Origin of the sequence: Dietzia sp. CH92 (assembly GCF_032248695.1) — a bacterium.
Lineage (GTDB): Bacteria > Actinomycetota > Actinomycetes > Mycobacteriales > Mycobacteriaceae > Dietzia.
This window is the reverse complement of sequence record NZ_JAVHXC010000003.1, coordinates 554,611-575,690: the sequence shown is the minus strand read 5'-3', so window position 1 is coordinate 575,690 and position 21,080 is coordinate 554,611. Positions and strand designations below refer to the sequence as shown.

The 21,080-nt window shown below is 69.6% G+C and carries 20 protein-coding genes; 8 read left to right on the top strand and 12 right to left on the bottom strand.

Annotated features, from left to right (window positions below):
• Positions 1-17 precede the first annotated feature (17 nt).
• Positions 18-911, bottom strand: coding sequence for an alpha/beta fold hydrolase (locus RWK90_RS09065; RefSeq protein WP_314036953.1), 894 nt, complete (start codon positions 909-911; stop codon positions 18-20).
• Positions 912-1,009: 98 nt separating this feature from the next.
• Here RWK90_RS09065 and RWK90_RS09060 point away from each other — a divergent pair, with 98 nt between their 5' ends.
• A complete protein-coding gene (locus RWK90_RS09060) occupies positions 1,010-1,675 on the top strand; it encodes a flavin reductase family protein (RefSeq protein ID WP_314036951.1) in 666 nt (221 codons plus the stop codon).
• A gap of 10 nt (positions 1,676-1,685) precedes the next feature.
• On the opposite strand, the gene RWK90_RS09055 is transcribed toward RWK90_RS09060, so the two are convergent.
• From RWK90_RS09055 to RWK90_RS09045, 3 genes are all read right to left on the bottom strand, one after another.
• On the bottom strand, positions 1,686-2,480 hold the full coding sequence (locus tag RWK90_RS09055) for an IclR family transcriptional regulator (RefSeq protein ID WP_314036949.1): 795 nt from the start codon (positions 2,478-2,480) through the stop codon (positions 1,686-1,688).
• 88 nt (positions 2,481-2,568) lie between these two features.
• On the bottom strand, positions 2,569-3,357 hold the full coding sequence (locus RWK90_RS09050) for an SDR family NAD(P)-dependent oxidoreductase (RefSeq protein WP_314036948.1): 789 nt from the start codon (positions 3,355-3,357) through the stop codon (positions 2,569-2,571).
• 24 nt (positions 3,358-3,381) lie between these two features.
• Entirely contained in the window at positions 3,382-4,680 is a 1,299-nt protein-coding gene (locus RWK90_RS09045; RefSeq protein ID WP_314036946.1) for an acyl-CoA dehydrogenase family protein, read from the bottom strand.
• A gap of 128 nt (positions 4,681-4,808) precedes the next feature.
• Between RWK90_RS09045 and RWK90_RS09040 the strand changes: the two genes are divergently transcribed.
• The 3 genes from RWK90_RS09040 to RWK90_RS09030 all read left to right on the top strand — a co-directional run bounded on the left by RWK90_RS09040 (position 4,809) and on the right by RWK90_RS09030 (position 6,864).
• Positions 4,809-5,312, top strand: coding sequence for a nuclear transport factor 2 family protein (locus RWK90_RS09040; protein ID WP_396230291.1), 504 nt, complete (start codon positions 4,809-4,811; stop codon positions 5,310-5,312).
• A gap of 78 nt (positions 5,313-5,390) precedes the next feature.
• Entirely contained in the window at positions 5,391-6,584 is a 1,194-nt protein-coding gene (locus tag RWK90_RS09035; protein WP_314036944.1) for a Rieske 2Fe-2S domain-containing protein, read from the top strand.
• A 10-nt stretch (positions 6,585-6,594) separates the two neighbouring features.
• Positions 6,595-6,864, top strand: a complete 270-nt coding sequence (locus tag RWK90_RS09030) for a hypothetical protein (protein ID WP_314036942.1) — start codon at positions 6,595-6,597, stop codon at positions 6,862-6,864.
• On the opposite strand, the gene RWK90_RS09025 is transcribed toward RWK90_RS09030, so the two are convergent.
• A complete protein-coding gene (locus RWK90_RS09025) occupies positions 6,861-7,397 on the bottom strand; it encodes a hypothetical protein (protein ID WP_314036940.1) in 537 nt (178 codons plus the stop codon). The two genes, RWK90_RS09030 and RWK90_RS09025, sit on opposite strands and share 4 nt — an antisense overlap.
• Positions 7,394-8,695, bottom strand: a complete 1,302-nt coding sequence (locus tag RWK90_RS09020; RefSeq protein WP_314036938.1) for an AI-2E family transporter — start codon at positions 8,693-8,695, stop codon at positions 7,394-7,396. Before RWK90_RS09020 ends, RWK90_RS09025 begins: the two co-directional genes overlap by 4 nt.
• 177 nt (positions 8,696-8,872) lie before the next feature.
• On the opposite strand from RWK90_RS09020, the gene RWK90_RS09015 reads away from it, so the two are divergent.
• Both RWK90_RS09015 and RWK90_RS09010 read left to right on the top strand, forming a co-directional pair.
• Positions 8,873-11,137 (top strand): catalase, encoded by a 2,265-nt coding sequence (locus RWK90_RS09015; RefSeq protein WP_314036936.1) that lies wholly within the window; start codon positions 8,873-8,875, stop codon positions 11,135-11,137.
• 127 nt (positions 11,138-11,264) lie between these two features.
• The gene (locus RWK90_RS09010) at positions 11,265-12,131 is read left to right on the top strand and encodes an alpha/beta fold hydrolase (protein ID WP_314036934.1); all 867 of its coding nucleotides are present in this window, start codon (positions 11,265-11,267) and stop codon (positions 12,129-12,131) included.
• A gap of 31 nt (positions 12,132-12,162) precedes the next feature.
• On the opposite strand, the gene RWK90_RS09005 is transcribed toward RWK90_RS09010, so the two are convergent.
• From RWK90_RS09005 to RWK90_RS08980, 6 genes are all read right to left on the bottom strand, one after another.
• A complete protein-coding gene (locus RWK90_RS09005; RefSeq protein ID WP_314036933.1) occupies positions 12,163-13,026 on the bottom strand; it encodes an alpha/beta hydrolase in 864 nt (287 codons plus the stop codon).
• A gap of 32 nt (positions 13,027-13,058) precedes the next feature.
• Positions 13,059-14,000 carry an NAD(P)-dependent oxidoreductase gene (locus RWK90_RS09000; RefSeq protein ID WP_314036931.1) on the bottom strand — a complete coding sequence of 314 codons (942 nt, stop codon included), beginning with the start codon at positions 13,998-14,000 and terminating at the stop codon, positions 13,059-13,061.
• Positions 13,997-14,791, bottom strand: coding sequence for a hypothetical protein (locus RWK90_RS08995; RefSeq protein WP_314036929.1), 795 nt, complete (start codon positions 14,789-14,791; stop codon positions 13,997-13,999). Before RWK90_RS08995 ends, RWK90_RS09000 begins: the two co-directional genes overlap by 4 nt.
• A 96-nt stretch (positions 14,792-14,887) precedes the next feature.
• Positions 14,888-16,732 carry an NAD(P)/FAD-dependent oxidoreductase gene (locus tag RWK90_RS08990; protein ID WP_314036927.1) on the bottom strand — a complete coding sequence of 615 codons (1,845 nt, stop codon included), beginning with the start codon at positions 16,730-16,732 and terminating at the stop codon, positions 14,888-14,890.
• Positions 16,733-16,776: 44 nt separating this feature from the next.
• Positions 16,777-17,244 carry a VOC family protein gene (locus tag RWK90_RS08985; protein ID WP_314036925.1) on the bottom strand — a complete coding sequence of 156 codons (468 nt, stop codon included), beginning with the start codon at positions 17,242-17,244 and terminating at the stop codon, positions 16,777-16,779.
• A 49-nt stretch (positions 17,245-17,293) separates the two neighbouring features.
• A complete protein-coding gene (locus tag RWK90_RS08980; RefSeq protein ID WP_314036923.1) occupies positions 17,294-18,187 on the bottom strand; it encodes a cyclase family protein in 894 nt (297 codons plus the stop codon).
• Positions 18,188-18,642: 455 nt separating this feature from the next.
• On the opposite strand from RWK90_RS08980, the gene RWK90_RS08975 reads away from it, so the two are divergent.
• Both RWK90_RS08975 and RWK90_RS08970 read left to right on the top strand, forming a co-directional pair.
• Positions 18,643-19,494, top strand: coding sequence for an SDR family NAD(P)-dependent oxidoreductase (locus RWK90_RS08975; protein ID WP_314036921.1), 852 nt, complete (start codon positions 18,643-18,645; stop codon positions 19,492-19,494).
• Positions 19,495-19,662: 168 nt separating this feature from the next.
• On the top strand, positions 19,663-20,994 hold the full coding sequence (locus tag RWK90_RS08970) for an MFS transporter (protein WP_314036919.1): 1,332 nt from the start codon (positions 19,663-19,665) through the stop codon (positions 20,992-20,994).
• Positions 20,995-21,080: the final 86 nt, after the last annotated feature.

The window sequence follows — 21,080 nt, the reverse complement described above, 5'->3', positions numbered from 1 at the left end:
AGCCGGGGCCGCGTTCGTCACGGACGGGTGAGGAACCCCAGCACGACGGACTCGAACGCCGCCTTCTGCTCGATCATCACCCAGTGCCCGCAGTTGGGGAACACGTGGATCTCCCCCCGCGGCAGCATCCGTAGGGGCAGCAGCGCCATGTCGACCGGGCTGACCCGGTCGTCGCGCCCCCAGGTGATGAGGGTCGGCGCCTGCACCTGGCCGAACCTGGCCCACGCGGGCACGACCGACGGGTCGGCCGGGGCGGCCGCCATCGCGGCCAGCGCCTCACGGCCGTACATGCGCCGCGAGGAGGCCAGCGTCTCCGGATCGGTCGCCTGGGCCCAGCGCTGCTCGATCATCTCGTCGGTGACCAGCGACTTGTCGTAGACCATCGAGTGCAGCCACTCCACCAGCCGCTCCCGGGTGGGCTCCTCGACGAAGGCCGACAGCCGGATGATCCCCTCCCCCGGGCCGGGCGAGAAGATCGAGACGCCGGCCCCGCCGACCGTGACCAGCTTCTCCACCTGCTCGGGCCGCTCCAGCGCGAACTGGGTGGCGATGAACCCGCCCATGGAGTTGCCGATCAGGCTCACCTTGTCCAGGCCCAGGCCGTCGACGAAGTCCTGCACCGCGGTCTGCGCGGAGGCCATGGGGTGCAGGTCGCCGGCGGGATCGCTGACGCCGAAGCCGGGCAGTTCCAGCACGATGGTCCGGAAGTGCTCGGCGAACACCGGCACGTTGCCGGAAAAGTTGCGCCACCCGGTGACGCCGGGCCCCGAACCGTGCAACAGCAGCAGGGTCGGGCCGTCGCCGGCCTCGCGGTATCGCAGGACCCCCCGCTCGGTGGCCAGCTCACGGAGCGGTGGCTCGACGAACGAGGCGGTGGCGTGTGCGGACGGGGCGGCAGCGCGGTCGGTCATGGGCAACAGCCTCCCCCGCCCACGGGTCCCCACACGGCGTGATCCCGCTCACCGGGAGTCGACCGGACCGTTCCCGCGCGGCGCGGTACCTGTATCCCATGGACATCGTTCCCATGGACTCCGTGATCGACCCCACCGACCCGCTGGCGCTGCGGGAGCTGCTCGGTCGGTTCTGCTCGGGCATCACCGTCGTGGCGACCGAGGGCCCCGCCGGGGTGGCGGGTTTCGCCTGCCAGTCGTTCTCGGCGCTGTCGCTGGATCCGCCCATGGTGCTGATCTCGGTCATGCGTCAGTCCCGGACGCTGCCGGCCCTGCTGGAGCGCGGCGACTTCGCCGTCAGCGTGCTCGGCGCGGATGCCGCCGAGGTCTCCGCGACGGTGGGCGGCCGCGACCCCGACAAGTTCTCGCGGGTGCCGCTCGCCCGGACGGACCGCGGGATGCCCGTGATCGCCGGGGCGCTCGCGTGGTTCGACTGCTCGGTCGCGCGGGTCGTCGACGGCGGCGACCACGTCGTGATCCTCGCCGACGTTCACGGGGCCGGCCCGGCGGAGTGCGACGGCGACCCGCTGCTGTTCTTCCGGGGCCGCTACGAGCAGATGGCCCGCCCGGTGCCCGCTGTCCCGGCGACCGCGCAGGCGGCGGCGCCGGGAGTCCCCCAGGCGGCGGCGCCGGGGATCGCGGCGGCGGCCGCGGCCGTGTCCGCCGCCGGGTACCGCGAACCCGCCGGCGCGCTGGCGGGATACGTCCCCGGCGACTGGTTCTAGGGCGGGGCGCTCAGGCGCTCGGCGAGCGGTCGATCATCGGGTTGACGCGGGCCGCCTGGGTGATCCGGGTCTTGGCCGTCATCAGCGGCGCCACCAGGCGCGCGTCGAGGCGGTCGACGGGCACGCACAGCGAGATCGCGGCGGTGGTGCGGTAGGCGCTCGACGGGTCGTCGGCGTTGGCGTGCACCACCGTGGCCAGGCACCCCACCCCGGGATGGAACTCCTCCCGGTCCCAGGCGTAGCCGCGGTGCCGGATCTCCTCCAGCTCGCGCAGCAGGTCGGCCCGCGACCGGGTCGGCCGGCCGGAGGCGTTCACCGCGAGGGTGTGAGCCGTGAGAACGCCCGGCGGCTGGCCGGCGAGCAGCGCTTTGCCCAGGGCCGTGACCGAGGCCGGGGCGCGCCCGCCGATCTGACCGGCGAAGGTCGCGTCGCCGGCGCCGGCGCCGATCTTGTCCCAGAACACCACGTCCGTGCCCCGGAGGAACGCCAGGTGCACCAGGCACCCGGTGCGGACGTGGAGCCAGTGCAGGGCGGGACGGGCCGAGCGGTAGAACCAGTGGTTTCTCAGCCCCGCGGTGCCGAGGTCGAACAACCGCGGGCCGAGCTCGTAGTTGGTGCCCACCCGGAACAGCCACTGCCGGCGCTCCATCTGCAGCAGCAGCCGGTGGGCCGTGGACCGGGCGAGCCCCGTGCGCTCCATGACCCCGGTCAGCGTGAGATAGCCGGCCTCCTCGATCGCGTCGAGGATGAGGTCGAACCGGTCGAGCAGTGACGCGCCGTCGGCGGAGGGGCGTTCACCGGACATCTGTCGTACTCCGAATCTCCAGGGCCCAGCGGCGGGGCGCACGAGGAGGTCCCGGCGCCGCGTACGACGCCGGGACCTCACGAGGGGGTCAGACCCCCATCATCTCCCGTACGGCCGCGGCCTCCGCGAGAACCTGGTCGCGTCGCGGGAATCCGGAGAGCGTCCTGGCCTTCTCGTAGTGCTCGCCCACAACCCAGACGGGCCCGTCCGCGAGGTGCTCGAGCCCCTCGCGCGCGACGTCGGCCGGGTCCGAGGCCACGATCCCCGCGGCGTCGAAGTCCAGGCCGGCGCGGTCCATGGCGGGGGTCCGGGTGGGGCCGGCGGTGAGCGCGAGGACGTCCACGCCGCGGTCCCTCATCTCCAGCCACAGGCCCTCGGCGAAGACGCGGCTGAACGCCTTGGAGGCCGAGTACACGCTCATCACCTCGCATCCCACGAACCCGGTGACCGATCCGACGATGATGATCCCGCCGCGGCCCCGCTCGGCCATCGGTCGACCCAGCAGGTGCGTGAGCTCGAGCTTGCGGTCGATGTTGAGCGTGGCCACCGCGCGGAACGCCTCGAGGTCCCCGGTGACGAACTCGTGACCGTAGGTGTTGGCGCCGGCGTTGAGGATGAGCAGCCCCACCTCGAGGTCGGCGGTCGCGGCCGCGATGGCCTCGACCGCGTCCGGCGCGACCAGGTCCTGACTCAGCGTCCGGACCTCGGTGCCGTGCTGCCGGACGGCCTCCGCGGTCTCCTCGAGCGGCCCCTCCTTTCGGGCGATGAGCAGCAGGTTGAGCCCCGCGCGGGCGAGCTGGTGCGCGAACTCGGCGCCGACCGCCTCGGACCCGCCGGCGATGACGGCCCACGGGCCGTACTTGGAACTGTCGATCATGGTGGTCTCCTCGAGGTCCGCCGGTCAGATGAGCTTGCGCAGCGGGCCCTCGGGCTCCACGCCGAGGGCGCTGAGACCGGCCGCGTGGTACACGGTGTTGGCCGCGTGGATGGCGTGGTGGATGCCGGCCTGGGCGTCTCGCCAGAAGCGCTGCATCGGCTGGTCCATCCGGAGGGCGTTGCCGCCGCAGCGGGCGAAGATCTCGTTGGCGGCGTGCACGGCCCGCCAGGCGGCGCGGACCTGCGTGGCCCGGCCCTGGGCGCGTCGGGCGAAGTCGACCTCACCCTGGGCCTCGGTGAGCTCCCACAGTTCGTCGGCGTTGGCGAGCAGCTCCGCGCGGGCGGCGCGCAGGTCCGCGGACAGCTCCGCGAACTGGTACATGGTCTGCGGGTCCTCGGTGACCCGGCCGCCGTTCGCGTCGATGCGCGCGGTCTGGTACTCCTGCGCCAGGCGGAGCAGACCCTCGCAGATGCCGACGGTCGCGGCGGTGATGCCGAGCGGGAACATCGCCGACCACGGCATGCGGTAGAGGGTCTCGGTGCGGCCGGAGCGGGCCTGGCCCTCACCGGAGGACACGTCCTCCCACGTCATGACGCGGTAGTCCGGGACCGTGCACCCGGCGATCACCAGGTCCTTGCTGCCCGTGCCGCGCAGGCCCACCACGTCCCACGAGTCCTCGATGATCTCGTAGTCCCCGCGGGGCACGATCACGTGCACCATCTGCGGCGGCTGCGCCATCTCGCCCTCCGGGGTCGCCAGCATGCCGCCGAGGAACGCCCACCGGCAGTGGTCGGTCCCGGACGAGAACTGCCAGCGTCCGCTGAAGTGGTAGGTGCCGTCCTCCTGCGGGACGAGCAGGCCGCCGGGCATGTACGGGGAGGCCATCCAGGTGCTGGAGTCGGTGCCCCACACCTCGTCCTGGACGCGGGTGTCGTTGTAGGCGAGCTGCCACGGGTGGACTCCGCACACGCCGAGCACCCAGCCCGCCGCCGGGTCGAGGGAGGCGAGCCGCATGACCGTCTCCGCGAACTGGCGCGGACGGTACTCGAGGCCGCCGTACTCGGCGGGCTGGAACATGCGCATGGCCTCGGCCTCGCGCAGGATGCGGACGGTGGTGTCCGTGAGGCGTCCGATCTTCTCGGCCTCGGCGCCCTGGGCGAACAGCTCTTCGGCGTGGGCCTCGATGTACTCGTACACCGGGTTGGACGGCGCGGGCGTGACCGGCACGGTGGCGGTCAGGGCGGTGGCGGGGACGGCGGGGGCCGACACGGCGGCGCCCGTCGGCTCGTCGGTTCCCGCCGAGTTCGGCAGCACAGTTGTCATGGTTGGATCTCCCGTCGACCGGTTCAAAGGTGAGAGCAGCGTCACAGTCGACGGGCCGCGCGGACCGCTCGTTCCCGGTCACCGGGAAGAGTGCGGGTCGGCGAGGGGGTCTGTGGCGGACTGGGAGCATGACCGAGGACCAGATGACCCAGATCCTGCTCGAGCTCACCGCGCGCGTGGACGCCCTGGAGGACCGCGCCGCGATCGTCGCGCTGATGACGACGTACGGCCCGGCTATCGACGCCGGCGACGCCGATGCGGTGGCGCGGGTGTGGACCGAGGACGGCGAGTACGACGTGGACACCGGCGTCATGCGCGGCCACGAGGAGATCCGGGCGATGGTCCGTGGCCCCATGCACCAGGGCTTCGTCCGCGGCGGGTGCGCGCACATCCTCGAGCCCGGTGACGTGGTGATCGACGGCGACACCGCCGTGGCCACCTGCAAGTCGCTGCTCGTGACCGCCGACGGGCCCGGCGGCCCGTTCACGGTCGCGCGCGCCACGGCCAACCGCTGGGAGCTCGTCCGGACGGGTGAGGGGTGGCGCTGTCGGCGCCGGGTGGGGCGACTGCTCGACGGTCGCCCGGAGGCCCGGGCCCTGCTGGCGGGAGAGGACGTGGACGCTTCCCACTGAGCGGGAGCGATCCGTCGCGGGGCCGTCGCCGTCGCCACTGTGAGGCATCTCACCACCCACAACCCAGGAGGTTGGACTATGACGACGGAAGACATCGTCGACGAGGTACGTCAGATCGAGGTCGGGGAACTCAAGGAGCGCTATGCGCGCGGCTGGCACTGCCTGGGCCTGGCCGAGGACTTCCGCGACGGCAAGCCCCACTCGCTCAACGCGTTCGGCGGCAAGCTGGTCGTCTGGGCCGGCGAGGACGGCCAGCTCAACGTGCTGGACGCCTACTGCCGGCACATGGGCGGCGACCTGTCCAAGGGCCAGATCAAGGACGGCAAGATCGCGTGCCCGTTCCACGACTGGCGCTGGGGCGGCGACGGCCGGTGCAAGGAGATCCCCTACGCCCGCCGCGTCCCGCTGCGCGCCCGCACCCAGGCCTGGCAGACCATGGAGCGCAACGGCCAGCTCTTCGTGTGGAACGACCCCGAGGGCGGCGACCCGCTCGAGGAGGAGATGATCCCCGAGATCGAGGGCTACGGCACCGACAAGTGGACTGACCTGAACTGGGCGTCGACCCTCATCGAGGGGTCGCCGGCCCGCGAGGTCGTGGACAACGTCGTGGACATGGCGCACTTCTACTACGTGCACCTCAACCAGCCGATGCACTTCCGCAATGTGTTCGAGAACCACATCGCCACCCAGGAGATGTCGTTCAAGCCGCGCGCGGACACGGCCGGCTACGTCAACTTCGGTGAGGACTCGGTGACCCAGTCCACCGCCTCGTACTTCGGCCCGTCGTACATGATCAACCAGCTCACGGCCCAGGACGGGCTCGAGGTGGTCCTCATCAACTGCCACTACCCGGTCACCCCGAACTCCTTCCTGCTCCAGTACGGCGTGATGGTGTCCAAGACGCCCGGCATGACGGACGAGGAGGCCAACGCCCTGGCCGCCCAGTTCGGCAACGGCACCATGGAGACGTTCGAGCAGGACGTCATCATCTGGAAGGACAAGACCCGGATCGAGAACCCGCTGCTGTCCGAGGACGACGGGCCGGTCTACCAGCTGCGCCGCTGGTACGAGCAGTTCTACGTGGACCGCGCCGACATCACCGAGGACATGGTCCGCCGGTTCGAGTTCGACGTGGACGTGACCAAGGCGAACGAGCACTGGGACCGCGAGGTCGCCGAGAACATCGCCCGTCAGCGCGCGCAGAACGAGGCCGACGCCGCCGCCGTGACCGACGCGGCACGGGCCGGGGCCGCCCAGCCCACCGGCGTCTAGGCCGCAGGCGATGCAGAAGATCGACTGCGACCACTGCGGCATCACCGTCGCGGCGGAGAAGTACAGCCCCGAGCACACCGGCGTCCAGTGGCTGGACGACGCCCGGGCCTGCCCCCTGCTCCGGGCGGACGACACCGGGATGGCCGCTGACCTGCGGTCGTCCGGGACCTCCTCGTCCAACCGGTGCCCGTCGCTCTACGCGACGATCGACCGGGCGGTCGAGGACGGCACGCTGCCGTACTCGTACCGCACCGAGCCGGTGCGCGGGGTACTCGCCTAGCCGGACCCGCCGGCACCACCGCCGATACCGCCACCACCGACACCGCCGGCCCACCGGGCGAGCCGGCGGTGTCGGTGCGTGAACAGCGCGCCGACGACCGCGCGCACGACCGGGCCCGGCAGCGGCGCCCGCGGCACCGCGCGCAGGGTGTCGGTGACGCGCGTCGTGCCGTCGGGCCGGGCCTCGAGATCGCGGTGGTGCTCCCACACGCGGCACGAGCCGAGGCGCGAGCGCTCGCGGAAGAACCGGGGCGCCGAGACCTCGAGGAGCGTGAGGTCGTCGAACTCCAGCGGGACCACGCCGCCCAGCAGGATCCACGCCCGCCCGACCGGCCGGCCCGTCGGCACGTCGGCGATCGACGCGCCGGCGAGCGCGGGCGGGAACCGCATCGTGAGAAGTGGTCCGAACTCGTCGGCGACGCCGTCCGGCGTGACGACGCGCGCCCACACCTGCTCGCGGGGCGCGCGGACCACGCTCGAGCGGACCACCCGGACGGCGCGGGCGTCCCGGGAAGCGCCGGCCCGGCGGCTCACCGGGCGGCGGGACCGGCGTCGGCCCGGGCGTGCCCGGCCGGTTCCGCGGGGTCGCCGGGGGCGGCGGGACGACCGCGCGGGCCGGGCTCGTCGTCGCCCTCGTCGTCGCCCCCGTCGTCGTGCTCGTCGTCGCCGCCGTCGTCGCGGTCGCGGCCCTCGTCGCGGCCCTCGTGGTCCGGCCCCGACACCTCGTCGACCTCCGGCACCAGCCCCGGCCCCGGACCGTCGCCGTCGGCGCCGCCGGCCCCCCGCGCGGCGAGGTACCGCACGATCGTGTTGGCCATCGCCGTCACCGGCACCGCGAACAGCGCGCCGACGATCCCGAACAGATACGTCCCCGCCGTCACCACGAGGATCACCGCCAGCGGGTGCAGCGCCACCGCGTGACCCATGAGGATCGGCTGCAGGACGTGCGACTCGAGCTGGTGCACCACCACGACGATCGCCAGCATCGCGACCGCGATCGCCGGACCGCGCTCGACCACCGCCAACACCGTCGGCACCAGCCCCGCCACCAGCGTGCCCACGATCGGCACGAACGACGCCAGGAACACCACCACGACGATCGGGATGACGAACGGCACCCGCAGCAACGCCGCGCCGATGCCGACACCCGCCGCGTTGATCGCGGCCACCGTCAACTGCGTCCGCGTGTACGCCCCCAGGCTCCCCCAGCCGTGACGGAACGCCGAGTCCACGTGCGCGCGGCTCGCGCGCGGCAGCCACCGCACGAAGAACGCCCACAGCTTCTCGCCGTGATAGAGGAAGAAGAACAACGCCACCAGGCAGATCAGCATCCCGGCCACCGCGTCGACCGCCGTGTGCCCGAACTGCACCGCCCCGGCCGCCACGGCCTCCGAGTGGGACTCGATCCACGTCCGCGCCTGCGCCACCGCCTCCTGCAGCCGGTCCGCCGTGAGGTGCAGCGGCCCCTCCTCGAGCCACCGCAACGCCGCGTCGGTGCCGGAGGAGATCTGCTCCCGCATGCGGGGCACCCCGGTGGCGAGCTGGGTGGTGACCGCCGCGAGCGCGGCGAGGACGACCCCGAGGACCCCGACGACGACGACGAGGGCCGCCGCCGCACGCGGGACCCGCTGCGGGATGCGGTCCACGAGCGGCCGGAGCATGGCCGCCAGCAGTACCGCGATCGCGAGGGGAGCCAGGATCACCGACAGCCGCCCCACCGCCTGTCCCAGGAGCCAGCCGCCGCCCGCGATGAGGAGCAGGCACGCGGACCACGCCGCCGCCAGCAGGACCGGGTACGGGAGGTGCTCGCGGGCGACCGGGGGGGAAGTCATGGAATGAGAATAATCGCGGATGAAGGTTCTCTGACATTGATCGAGCGGTTGCGGCCGGCGCGGACGGGGGCAGAATCGCGCCCACGGTTCCCACCCCCGCCCCACGGCGGTCCCACCGGCGCGGAGGAGAGGGACGGGAACGCCCGGACGTCCGATTCCCACCCGCGAAGGAGCGCCATGCCCGACAAGAGGTCAGATTCCAAGTCCGCCGCCCGGTCCGCCGCCGAGAAGATCGTCGACAAGGCCGAGGAGCTCGCCGACGACCTGGTCGGCAGCGCCGACGTCGTCCCCGGCACCCCCGGGTCCCGGCCGCCGACCGTCGACGAGCCCACCGAGCCCACCAGCCCGCTGCCGCCCAAGGCCGACCAGAGGGGCGCCACCCCGTACGGCCCGACCGGCGCCGAGCCGCCCGGCTCCGTCACCGCCCGCGAGGAGGTCATGCGCCAGCAGGGTGCCTTCCTCACCACCGCCCAGGGCGCCCGCCTGTCGGACACCGACCACTCGCAGAAGGCCGGCCGCCGCGGCCCCGTCCTGCTCCAGGACCACCACCTGCGCGAGAAGATCATGCACTTCGACCACGAGCGCATCCCCGAGCGCGTGGTCCACGCCCGCGGCGCCGGAGCGCACGGCGTCTTCCGCGCCAACGGCGCCGCCGCCAGCGTGTGCAAGGCCGGCGTGTTCGCCGAGGGCAAGGAGACCGAGGTCTTCGTCCGCTTCTCCACCGTGCTCGGCAACCGCGGCTCCGCCGACACCGTCCGCGACACCCGCGGATTCGCGACCAAGTTCTACACCGACGAGGGCACCTGGGACCTGGTGGGCAACAACATCCCCGTGTTCTTCATCCAGGACGCCATCAAGTTCCCCGACGTCGTGCACGCCGCCAAGCCGCACCCGGACCGCGAGATCCCCCAGGCGCAGAGCGCCCACGACACCTTCTGGGACTTCGTCTCCCTGCACACCGAGGCGCAGCACCACACGATGTGGAACATGTCCGACCGGGGCATCCCCCGCTCCTACCGGATGATGGAGGGCTTCGGCGTCCACACGTTCCGGCTCGTCAACGCCGCCGGGGAGACCGCCCTGGCGAAGTTCCACTGGAAGCCCCACCTCGGCGTCCACTCGCAGGTGTGGGAGGAAGCCCAGATCACCGGCGGCATGGACCCCGACTTCCACCGCCGCGACCTCGCCGACGCGATCGAGACCGGCGCGTTCCCCAAGTGGGACCTCGGCATCCAGGTCTTCCCCGACACGGTCGACGAGAACGGGATGACCGAGACCTTCCACGGCATCGATCTGCTGGATCCGACCAAGATCGTGCCCGAGGAGCTCGCGCCGGTGCAGGTCATCGGCACCATGGAGCTCAACGCCAACGTCAAGAACTTCTTCGCCGAGACCGAGCAGGTCGCGTTCCACCCGGGCCACCTCGTGCCGGGCATCGACGTGACCAACGACCCGCTGCTGCAGGGCCGGCTGTTCTCGTACCTCGACACCCAGCTCACGCGCCTGGGCGGGCCCAACTTCGGGCAGATCCCCATCAACCGCCCGCACGCGCCGGTCAACGACATGTTCCGCGACGGCTTCCACCAGTCCGCCGACCACGTGGGCGTGGCGCCGTACAAGCCCAACAGCCTCGACGGCGGCTGCCCGTTCATGGCCGGCACCGACGACGCCGCGCTCGTCGAGGTGGCGCAGAAGATCTCCGAGTCGCAGATCGAGCGCGCCAAGCCGGCCAGCTTCGACGACCACTTCTCGCAGGTGACGCTGTTCTACAACAGCCTCACCGACGTCGAGAAGGAGCACGTCGCCGAGGCGTACACCTTCGAGCTGGGCAAGTGCTACGAGCAGGCCATCAAGGTCCGGCAGGTCGAGCAGCTCGCGCACATCGACCACGATCTCGCGGTCACCGTGGCCACCGGGCTCGGCCTGCCCGCGCCGGCGAAGGTGCCCGTCGCCGAGGTCACGACCAGCCCCGCGCTCTCGCAGATCGGCAAGGAGTGGCCGTCCGACGGCCGGCAGATCGGCATCCTCGTCACCGAGGACTCCGACGTGGAGGCCGTCTCCGAGCTCGTGCAGGCGGTGTTCGACGACGACATGGTGCCGCTGGTGATCGCCCCCGTGGGCGGGATGCTCGGTGACCCGGAGGCCGGTGAGGCCGTGTCCGTCTCGCGGACCTATCAGACGCAGCGGTCGATCGAGTTCGACGCCCTCGTGGTGGTGGACCTCCCGGCCAATCCGCGCACGGACATCCTCATCAGCGAGATGTACCGGCACAAGAAGGCCATCGCCACGCTCGCGCCCGTCGACCGGTACGCCGACTTCGGGATCACGACCGACACCCCGGGCGTCGTGCAGGTGGACGCCGCGGGCGGCGTGGTGCCGGCGCTCAAGCCGCTGCTGGCGAACCACCGCGTGTGGGAGCGTCCGGACCCCGCGCGGGTCTGAGCCGACGCGGCCACTCGCGCGGTGATGCGCCGGCGGGGCCGGCCGGGGGTTCGCGCCTCCGGCTGGCCCCGGCGCCGGAGCGCGCAAGCATCCCCGAGGCGCGGAGACCGCGGGTAGCGTCGCCGTCATGACCGCCAGCGACGCCCCCCGCCCCGACCTGTGGTTCCCGCGCGACGGCATGGAACTGCGCGCCGTCGACTCCGGCCCCGCGGACGGCGAGACCATCGTGCTGCTGCACGGGTTCCCGCAGCGCACCTCGAGCTGGGACCTCGTGACGCCGCTACTGCACTCCGCCGGCTATCGCACGCTCGCGCTCGACCAGCGCGGCTACTGCGAATCGGCCCGGCCGCGCGGGCGCCGCGCCTACCGTCTCCCCGAACTGGTCGGCGACGTGCTCGGCCTGCTCGACGCCGCCGGGTTGGCCGACGCCCACGTGGTGGGCCACGACTGGGGTGCCGCCGTGGCGTGGGGCATCGCCGGCGCCCACCCCGACCGGGTCCGCTCACTCACCGCTGTCTCGGTCCCGCACCCCGCGGCGTTCCTCACCGCGATGGCCAGGTCCGACCAGCTGCTGCGGTCCTGGTACATGGGGTTCTTCCAGCTGCCGTTCGTCCCGGAGCTCGTGCTCAACTCCCCTGGCCCCGGGCCCGAGAAAGCACTCGCGGGCATGGGAATGACGCCAGAGATGATCGAGCGCTACCGCGGGGAGATGGTCGCCACCGGCGCGATCCGCGGCGGGCTCGGCTGGTACCGGGCCCTGCCCTTCGCCGCGCCCGGCGCCGCCACCGCGAAGGTCCACGTCCCCACGACGTTCGTGTGGAGCGACCGCGATCCGGCCCTCGGCCGCGGTGGCGCCGAGCGGACCCGCGAGCACGTGGACGCCGACTACCGGTTCGTCGAGATGAATGGCGTCAGCCACTGGATCCCGGACGAGCGGCCGGCGGAGTTGGCCGACGCGATCGTGGATCGCGCCCGGTCCGCCGTGGCGGACTGAGCACCACGCTCTCAGCGGCCTTCCCGCCCGATCAGCCCGAGGAGCTCCGAGACCTGATGAACCGTACGCACGATTCCACGGAGGCGCGCGCGGCTGCGCTCTCCGGCTGAATCAACGGCCACGTGTGTCCCTGATCAGCCAGGACTTCGAGCGTGCAACCGATGTTGTGGCCCGCGAGTGACGTGGTGAGCCCGAGAGCATCACCCACCAGGGCTTCATCGCCCCCCACCTGGATGAGCGTGGGCGGGAACCCCGCGTGGTCGGCCAACAGCGGTGACACCAGGACGTCGTCTTGGGGCGCCCCCTGCAGGTAGTCGTCCCGCGCGGACGCCGCGGTGTCACGTGTGAAGAAGACATCACTCGCGGTTCCGTAGAACGGTGAGGAACACCGCAGGTCCAGCCACGGCGACATCAGCATCAGGCCCGCTGGTCGGCGGGCGTCGCCCAGACACATCGTGACGGTCACCGCAGCGGCCAGGCCCGCGCCGGCGGAGTCACCGGCCAGGACGATCGGGGTGTCCGACGCCCGGGCCAGTTCCAGGTACACCGCCACGGCGTCATGCAGGCCCGCGGGGAACGGATTCTCTGGCGCCAACCGATATCTCGGCAGGACGACCCTCGCGTCCGCCCCCGCCGCGAGCGTCGCCCCGTAGGCGTTGTACGCCTCCGGGCTGCCCATCCTGTATCCGCCGCCGTGGAGGTACAGAATGGTCACCGACCCTTCGGGGTTGAGTACCAGGCACTCGATGTCCGCGATCTCCGTGGCCTCGGACGAGATCCCGAGACCCGGGTCGATCTCCGTCGGCGCGAACATCGCCCGGCGGCCGTCGAGCTCCGGAGACGACGGCCGACCCGGCCGCAGAGGGGGCAACGACTCGTGCATTGTGGTCGACATCAGTTCTCCCGGAATGTGTGTGAGTGGGTTGGTCAGGAGGGCAACGGCTGGACCAGCAGGTCAGGGTGACGACTGGCGATCGTGCGTCGCAAGCCCTCCCGCCAGTCCACGGTGCAGGGCCCGGTGATCGACATGCGCCGAGCCGTATCCGCGATCGAACCCCGGAGGGTTCCCTCGATCGGCTCGACCTCGACGGTTGCTTCGATTCCCATCAACTCGCCGGCGTACGCCGTCCACTCCTGGACGCTGACCGGCTCGTCACCGCCCCAGTTCACGATGGTGGCGGGGACGGTCGCAGCCTCCAGCAGAGCACTCACCTGTGTGTTGATGTCGTCCTCGTAGATGGGGCTGTACATGCACGGGTCCCATCGGGTCGTCACCGACCGTCCCTGCGCGAGAGCGTCCACATGCATAGCGGGGAGCCCGCCGTTGGGACCGAACGAGGCGTTCATCCGCGCGATTGTGACGGGGACCCCGAACGCCCGGGCGGCCAGTCGAGCAGCGGCCTCCTGACTGATCTTCGACACCGAGTACGTGGGCGTATGGGTGCTGTTGCACTCTCCCAACGGCGAGTCCTCGGTGAACACGTACATCGGGTCCTCCTGCGGCCGGTACACCGAATGGGTCGACATCACCAGCGCGCCCTTCGCCTTCCGACAGTGCTGGAGGAGGAGACCGGTGCCCTCGGCGTTCGCACGAACGGCCGCGTCGTAGTCCCAACCCGGAGACAGGTCCGCAGCCAGGTGAACAACGTAGGTGAAGTCATCCGGCACCTCAGAGAAGTCGCCTTCCCCGATGTTGCAGGTCACCGGCGTGATCCCCGCTTCGGTTACATCTTCACGGCTGCCGGCGCGGCTGTACCGCGCCAGCCCCCACACCTCGTTCCGGGTGGCCAGCAGTCGCGCGATGGGCATCGCGATCTGTCCGGTGACACCCGTGACCAGGATCTTCTCGCCGTTCAACACCGTCGTCACCACAATTCGTCGGTGTACTTGTCGGTTCCGACCACCGTGGGGATGAAGGGAGAGGCGAACGTGACCGTCCCTGCGCCGGAGCTCTCGATCTCCGCTGCGTAGTCGATGATCTGCTGCCAGCTCCGGGCTGGGTCGTCCTCCAGGAAGCACATCTGCAGGATCCGATCGGGGGACCCGCCGTCGTTACCCATCTTCATGGGGACGTTGTGGTCCGCCGGCCAGGGCTTGGCCCGCCAGCTGCTCACCAGGTCGACGGCTCCCTTCCCGAGAAGCGTCTTCACCGGGCCGGAATCGATCGTCCGGATGGCATCGGCACGGTCCATTCCGTCAGCGGCCTCGATCATCACCACCACGAGTCCGCCGTAGTTGTGATCGTGTGCCAGTTCGAGCGGCACGCCGTCCTCTCGGGCCGACACCGTCGAATCCGGCAGGTACTGCCCGGTGTGGACGTGCTCTCGTTCCGCGAACCCTCGACCGGCCGCATAGAGCTCACCGACCTGCGTGCGGGCCCAGGCCTCGGCCTCCTCCATCTCGGGCTCATGGACCCAGTAGATCGCGAGGTAGGAACCGTCTTCGGTCTTGGTGGCCACCGGACCGGTCTCCGGGAAACGAAGATCCTTCAGGGCCTTCGTCGCGACCCACCTGCTGCCCGCGAACCAACCGGGGCCGATCATGCAGCCGGAGTAGCGGTGGTCCCTCTCGTACCAACGGTTGTATGCGACCTCGTGGCCGCGGGACGGGTCCACCATCGTGAACAGGGCCTGGCCGAGCCGAACCGGCGTCAACGTCATGTCTATCTCCTTGATCAGTACACGGCTAGTCGGGTAGTCCCCATGACGGAGGACCACCCGACCAGCCGCACAGAGCTTTCGCGAACGGGGCCCCGCTCAGCGGGTCAGCGAGAGTCCGTCGAGATCGTCGGCCTCTCTCCACTTTCGGAGCAGGTCAAAGTACTCGTAACCGGGTCCGTAGAGCCCTCCGACCAGGTTGCTGCGCTTGTCGTCGAGGCGCCCCTCGTTGTTGTACTGACCCGGTGTACAGGTGTTGTTCCAATCACGACGCATCTCCGCGTGCTCCGCGATCACCTCGCACCAGCCGGACTCGGCCTCGGGAGTCGGCTCGATAGCCCGAATGCCCTCGCGGACGCACTTGTCCACCATGTAGATCATGTGGCGGGCCTGATGGTCGATGAGGTTCGCGATGTTCGACACCTGAGTGGACTGGTTGAACCCGAGGAAGAACAGATTGGGGAAGTCCTTGCTCAGGAATCCGTGGTAGGTGCTCACCCCGTCTGCGAACTTCTCCGAGAGGCGGTTGCCGTTGCGACCCTCGACGTCGTACCCCGCCTTGTCGGTCCAGGAGCGGCCGATCTGGAAACCGGTCGCGTAGATGATCAGGTCCACCTCGAACTCCCTGCCATCGACGACCACACCGCGCTCGGTGATCCGGTCGATGGGAGTGGTGGCGGTGTCGACGATCTCGACGGACTCCTTGTTGAAGGCGGGAAGGAAGTCATCGCTGAAGCCCGGCCGCTTGCACATGGTCCGGTAGTAGCTCTTCAGCTTCTCGGCCTTGTCCGGGTCTTCGACGATCGCGTCAACGCGGTCCCGGAGCATCTCGTTCCACTCGTAGTCGGACCGCTCCATGGCGTCCATGAACTGCTCGAGGGTCGGTTCAGTGCCGCCGGCCTCGTAGATCGCTCCGAGTTGATACTTCGCGAACTTGATCCAGCCGTCGTCGACGTCGCAGTCGGCGGTGGCGCGGTCCATCGCGCACTTGTCGAACGAATCCCGACGCTTCCGATACCAACCGTCGGGAAGATTCTTGAACCACTCCGGGTCGGTGGGCGAGTTCTCTCGCGGCGCGATCTGGGTGGGTGTGCGCTGGAATACGACCAGCGACTCGGCGTACTCGGCGAGCTGGGGGATGACCTGGACGCCGGTGGCCCCGGTCCCGATGATGGCCACACGCTTGTCATGGAGCTTGTGCAGATTCCCTCTGCTGTCACCACCGGTGTACTCGTAGTCCCACCGGCTCGTGTGGAAGCTGTGACCCCGGAAGTTCTCGATTCCGGGGATGCCCGGGAGCTGGGGGCGGCTGAACTGCCCGCTCTGGGTGGAGACGAAGCGTGCGCGGAACTCATCGCCGCCGTCGGTGCGCACCGTCCACCGTGCGCTTTCCTCGTCCCACTCCATCGAGGTGACCCGAGTCTGGAACAGGGCGTTGTCGTAGAGGTCGTACTGCTCGGCCAGCAGCTGGCAGTAGCCGTAGATTTCGTCTCCCCGCACGTACCGCTCGGTGGGCATGTAGCCCGTCTCGTCGAGGTACGGCAGGTAGACGTACGATTCCACGTCACACCGGACTCCCGGGTACCGGTTCCAGTACCACGTACCTCCGAAGTCGGCCGCCACGTCGAGGATCGTGAAGTTGGTGATCCCCTTCTTCTTCAACTCGATTCCGGCGCTCATGCCCATGAAGCCGGCGCCGATGATGAGCATCTCGATCTCGGCGGTCACCGCGGGCGTACTGCGGGGAGCCTGGGCGTGGGGGTCGGTGTCGAAAGCAGCGAACTTGCCATCGAAGTCGACGGCCTTATAGGTGTCGGCACCGGTGAGGGGCATCCGCTTGGCGCGCTCCTCCGCGTACTTCTTGCGGAAGGGCTCGAGGTCTGTGACCTTGCGCTGGGGCACCCAGAGGTGCGGGTCGATTTCTGTTCTCGTGGGAGCGCTCATGAGTCGTCCTTAGGTTCTGTCAGAAAGGTGGCGCGCGGGCTGGGTCACCAAGGGGTGCCAGCGGGGATGTGCATGAGTTCGACCCGGTTGCCGTCCGGGTCCGCGAGGAATACGAACTGCGGGGCGGACGCGTCTTCCATTCCCACGCGGGTGTCCTCTACGAGCGTGCCGCCGAAGCCGCACAGCTCCTCGGCGGCGGCATCGATGTCCTCGGCGAAGAAGGACAGATGCGTCAATCCCAGGTGGTTGCGTCTCGTGGGCGGGGTGCCGATCACCCCGGGCTGCCGGTACGACAGCAACTCGAGGCGCATCCCGTCCTTCTCCAGAAATGTCGAAGTGAGACTGCAGGGCGCATCGACCTCAGGGATCTGTTCATCGATGTCGTACTCCATGATCTTGGTGAAGCCCAGGCCGTCGCAGTAGAAGCGCGTGCTCCGGGCCAGGTCGGACACGCACAGACCGATATGCGAAGTCCGGTAGTCGTGGGTAGCCGTTCCGGCGTCGTCTGTCATCGGGTTCCTTGAGGGTGTGAGAGCGAGCGAGGGATGAAGGAAGGAGGGGTCAGCCGATGGCCACGGGCGAGACCGGACTTGCCGTGCCTCCGGTGATCTTCAGTGCGCCGATCGTGAGGAGGAACTCGTAGCACTTGTCTGCCGAGAGCTCCGCTAGATCCAGGTGCTCGACCAGGTGGATCCCGTGCTCCACGAGCAGGATGATGTGCACGCCCAGGTAGACGTTCTGATCGAACGGGATCGGCTCGATGGCCGCGTTGTCGGCGCCTACCAGCGCCACGTCTTTCTCGGCGAGGAACGCGGCGGCTTCGAGGCCGATACCGGGCTGCGGCATCATCTCCCCCTGGTTCGCCAGATAATCCTCGAGCCACCCGGTCCGCACGAGTACGAGGTCCCCGGTCTCCAACTCGACCCCTTGAGCGTCGAGCGCCGTCCGAAGATCGTCCGCGGTGATGACGTACCCCGGTTCGAGTACGGAGACGCCCTTCGAGGCGGCCACATCGATCAGGACACCGCGCCCGGTGATGCCCCCGACGTTCGCGATACTGCACTTCGCCGCTCCCGAATACGGCGTGACCTCGTCGGCCGGGAATCCGTTGTAGATCTTGTTGTCCGAGTAGACGTGGCACAGAGCGTCCATGTGCGTCGAGGTGTGCGACGGCATGACGAGCTGATCCTCGTTCGCGCCGACACCCGGGGCGCCGCCGTTCGCCCGCGCCATGGCCTCATCCTGATGGTTCATCATCGTCAGACGCTGCGGGATCCCGCGGTACTCCAGGTTCGGTACACCGGATCGCTGGATCGGGATGCCGAGGCTGTAGGTCTTGCCACTCTTCGGAAGACGGAGGGCGGCGAGAACGCGGTCCGGAGTCAGCAGATTGAGAGCGCCGAGCTCGTCATCGTCTCCCCAACGGCCCCAATTCGTCTTACGCGTGCTCAACATAGACTCCTCAGATCAGCGCAGCTCGCACGTCGAGCGCGGTGGTGGATCCCATCGACTCCGGGGCCGCGTGGTCGTCCGGCCCCTCTGCGGAGCCGGCAGTCGGTGACACGGCCCTCGGTCTGTGACTGAGCTCACTGTAGCCATCGGCCACGGGCGCGTCAATAGGCCGGAGTCGACGCACCGCGTGGACCTCTTTCCCCCCATAAGCGTCTCGAAATAAACATGCGCGGACAGTTGCGCGTTGACGCGGCCACTGGCTACAGTGACCTGCATCACCCGGCCGGCGAGGCTTTCCACCCGGCCCTCTTCCCATCTCGCCACCTGCGCGGCCCCCCTGCCGCTCCCTCCCGCTTCCTCTCGCTCACCGGACCGAGCGGCACCCGTCCCATCCCAGGAACAGCTCTCGGGAATCGTGCCCGGACCCGCCGCCCGCACCTCGCCAGGAGAACTCACGAATGTCTGAATACGAACCGCCCGCATCCCGCTCCGTGACGGAACTCGTGGATGCGGCCGACCAGATCACGCAGATCACACAGCGATTCCGATTGGTCGGCCAACATGTGGTGGTGCTCGGCGGTGGGCGGGGAATCGGTCGGCACACCGCACACGCGCTAGCTCACATGGGCGCCAGTGTCACCGTCGTCGACGCGGAGCGGGACAGAGCGAACGAGGTGGCCGAGGAGATCGGCCCGTCCGCCCGCGCGGCCGTCGTCGATGCGACGAACGATCGAGACATGGGTGCACTCGTGGCCGACCTCGGACGGGTGGACGGCGTGGTTGACGTGATCGGCATGGCCCGGTACCGACCTCTTCTCGAACTCTCAGATTCCGACTGGGATTCCGCCCACAATCTAGTGCTCCGCCACGCCTGGCTCACGACCCGCCACTTCGGTCAGACCCTGGCCGATCAGGCTGCCGGCTCGTTGACGTTCGTGGCCTCGGTCTCGGGGCTCGGAACGGCCCCCGGACACGCCGCCTACGGCGCGTACAAGGCAGCGCTCACCTCCCTCGTCCGTACGGCGGCTCTGGAACTCGGGCCGGCCGGGGTGAGAGTCAACGCGGTCGCCCCGGGATTCACCCTGACCCCGCGCATGCGAGAGGTCCTCGACGAAGCGCAGCTCGCGAACGCGAGGGCGGCGGAGCCTCTACCCAGGTGGACCACGCCGTCCGACGTCGCCGCCGGGATCTCGTTTCTCGTCAGCGACCTGGCTGCCGCCGTCACCGGGCAGGTTCTCGTGATGGACGGGGGCGCGACCGTCACCTACCCATACCGGCTACAGGGACTCAACAACCCGGAGGAGTCGTGACGACCGCCACCCATCGCCCGTTGAGCGCGACGCGACCGCGGTGAATCCCCCTGACGCGCCGGCGAGAGGCGACCCGCGTCGGCGCCGACCTCGATTCCCAATGACAACCACACTCCCAGAAAGAGTTTCGCGATGACGTCCACTGACTCAGCGCCATCCCACAGTCTCGTGCGGAGAGCGTCCCTTGCAGGTTTCTTCGGCACCACGGTGGAGGCCTATGACTTCATGGTCTTCACGTTTCTCATCGCCTACATGGGCCCCCAGTTCTTCCCCAGCGACAACCCCGCGACCAGTGTGCTGAGCTCGCTCGCGGTGCTGGGAACCGGGTTCCTCGCCAGGCCGATCGGCGGGATCGTCTTCGGCCGGATCGGAGACCGTCACGGTCGACGATTCGCGTTGATCGCCACCATCGGCGGTATGGGCCTCGCCACGATCCTCATGGGCGTGCTACCGACGTACGCGGCGATCGGGATCGTCGCTCCCCTACTCCTCGTTCTCACCCGCCTGCTGCAGGGCTTCTTCGCCGGAGGCGAACAGATGGGCTCGGCGACCTTCGTGACAGAGCACGCCACCGCCAAGAACTACGGAATCCTGAGTGCGATGACCCCGGTGGGCTTCGCCATGGGTGCGGTCCTCGCGCCGTTGGTCGTGGCGCTGACGACGTCGCTCACCTCCGAGGAGACCATGGTGGAGTGGGGATGGCGGATCCCGCTTCTGATGTCGCTTCCGCTCATGCTCTTCGTGCTCTATCTGCGCAACCGCCTGGAGGAGTCACCCGACTTCAAGGAGCTGGCGGCCAAGCAGGAAGTTCAGTCGTCGCCGGTCCGCCTGGTCGTCACGAAGTACCCCGCGACGCTCGCCCGGGTGATCGCACTCAGCACCTCGGTTCTCGCGATCGGTTACGTGGTCCCGGCATACATGCCTCTCTTCATGCAGCAGGAGGTCGGCATGCTCCCGGGCACCACAGCGTGGGTCGCCACCGCCGCCTCCGCGTTCGCAGTGGTTCTGGGCTTCGCCGCCGGCTTCATGGTGGACAGGATCGGCCGACGGAACACGATGGTCGTCGGCATGAGCATCCTTCTGATCGGGATGTTCCCGATCATGTACTTCATCAAGGCCAGTGGAGGCAGCCTGTGGGTCGCCACCCCCGGGCACATGCTTCTGGGCGCCTTGGCCGGGGCCGTGGCTGTCCCCGTCTACGCGACTCTGACCTCGGCCTTCCCTGCCGCGGTGCGCTACACCGGCGCCGCCATCGGATTCGGTCTCGGTTCGGCGATCGGCGGCGGGCTCGGACCGTTCCTCGCAGGCAGTCTCACCGAGGTCACCGGTAACTCCTACGCGGCTTCCGGGGTCGTCGGGGTCGCTGCGCTACTCGGCATCATCGTCATCGTGACGATGCCGAACAGCAACAGCAGCGCCGCACCGGAGGCCGGCCAGATGACCGGCGACATCGCGCTCGAAAAGGCCCGGGTGCCCAGCAAGATGTCTGTGCCCAGCTAGACCCGCGAGCCCGGTCGCAGGACTCCTGAGAGCCCCTGTTCTCCCCTGAGAGGAGAACAGGGGCCCTTCTCGCGTAATCGTCCACG

What these genes read in the sequence shown, in the direction of transcription:
- RWK90_RS09065 (WP_314036953.1), bottom strand. Translation starts at nt 911, where the DNA reads ATGACCGACCGCGCTGCCGCCCCGTCCGCACACGCCACCGCCTCGTTC.
- RWK90_RS09060 (WP_314036951.1), top strand. Translation starts at nt 1,010, where the DNA reads ATGGACATCGTTCCCATGGACTCCGTGATCGACCCCACCGACCCGCTG.
- RWK90_RS09055 (WP_314036949.1), bottom strand. Translation starts at nt 2,480, where the DNA reads ATGTCCGGTGAACGCCCCTCCGCCGACGGCGCGTCACTGCTCGACCGG.
- RWK90_RS09050 (WP_314036948.1), bottom strand. Translation starts at nt 3,357, where the DNA reads ATGATCGACAGTTCCAAGTACGGCCCGTGGGCCGTCATCGCCGGCGGG.
- RWK90_RS09045 (WP_314036946.1), bottom strand. Translation starts at nt 4,680, where the DNA reads ATGACAACTGTGCTGCCGAACTCGGCGGGAACCGACGAGCCGACGGGC.
- RWK90_RS09040 (WP_396230291.1), top strand. Translation starts at nt 4,809, where the DNA reads ATGACCGAGGACCAGATGACCCAGATCCTGCTCGAGCTCACCGCGCGC.
- RWK90_RS09035 (WP_314036944.1), top strand. Translation starts at nt 5,391, where the DNA reads ATGACGACGGAAGACATCGTCGACGAGGTACGTCAGATCGAGGTCGGG.
- RWK90_RS09030 (WP_314036942.1), top strand. Translation starts at nt 6,595, where the DNA reads ATGCAGAAGATCGACTGCGACCACTGCGGCATCACCGTCGCGGCGGAG.
- RWK90_RS09020 (WP_314036938.1), bottom strand. Translation starts at nt 8,695, where the DNA reads ATGACTTCCCCCCCGGTCGCCCGCGAGCACCTCCCGTACCCGGTCCTG.
- RWK90_RS09015 (WP_314036936.1), top strand. Translation starts at nt 8,873, where the DNA reads ATGCCCGACAAGAGGTCAGATTCCAAGTCCGCCGCCCGGTCCGCCGCC.
- RWK90_RS09010 (WP_314036934.1), top strand. Translation starts at nt 11,265, where the DNA reads ATGACCGCCAGCGACGCCCCCCGCCCCGACCTGTGGTTCCCGCGCGAC.
- RWK90_RS09005 (WP_314036933.1), bottom strand. Translation starts at nt 13,026, where the DNA reads ATGTCGACCACAATGCACGAGTCGTTGCCCCCTCTGCGGCCGGGTCGG.
- RWK90_RS08995 (WP_314036929.1), bottom strand. Translation starts at nt 14,791, where the DNA reads ATGACGTTGACGCCGGTTCGGCTCGGCCAGGCCCTGTTCACGATGGTG.
- RWK90_RS08990 (WP_314036927.1), bottom strand. Translation starts at nt 16,732, where the DNA reads ATGAGCGCTCCCACGAGAACAGAAATCGACCCGCACCTCTGGGTGCCC.
- RWK90_RS08985 (WP_314036925.1), bottom strand. Translation starts at nt 17,244, where the DNA reads ATGACAGACGACGCCGGAACGGCTACCCACGACTACCGGACTTCGCAT.
- RWK90_RS08980 (WP_314036923.1), bottom strand. Translation starts at nt 18,187, where the DNA reads ATGTTGAGCACGCGTAAGACGAATTGGGGCCGTTGGGGAGACGATGAC.
- RWK90_RS08975 (WP_314036921.1), top strand. Translation starts at nt 18,643, where the DNA reads ATGTCTGAATACGAACCGCCCGCATCCCGCTCCGTGACGGAACTCGTG.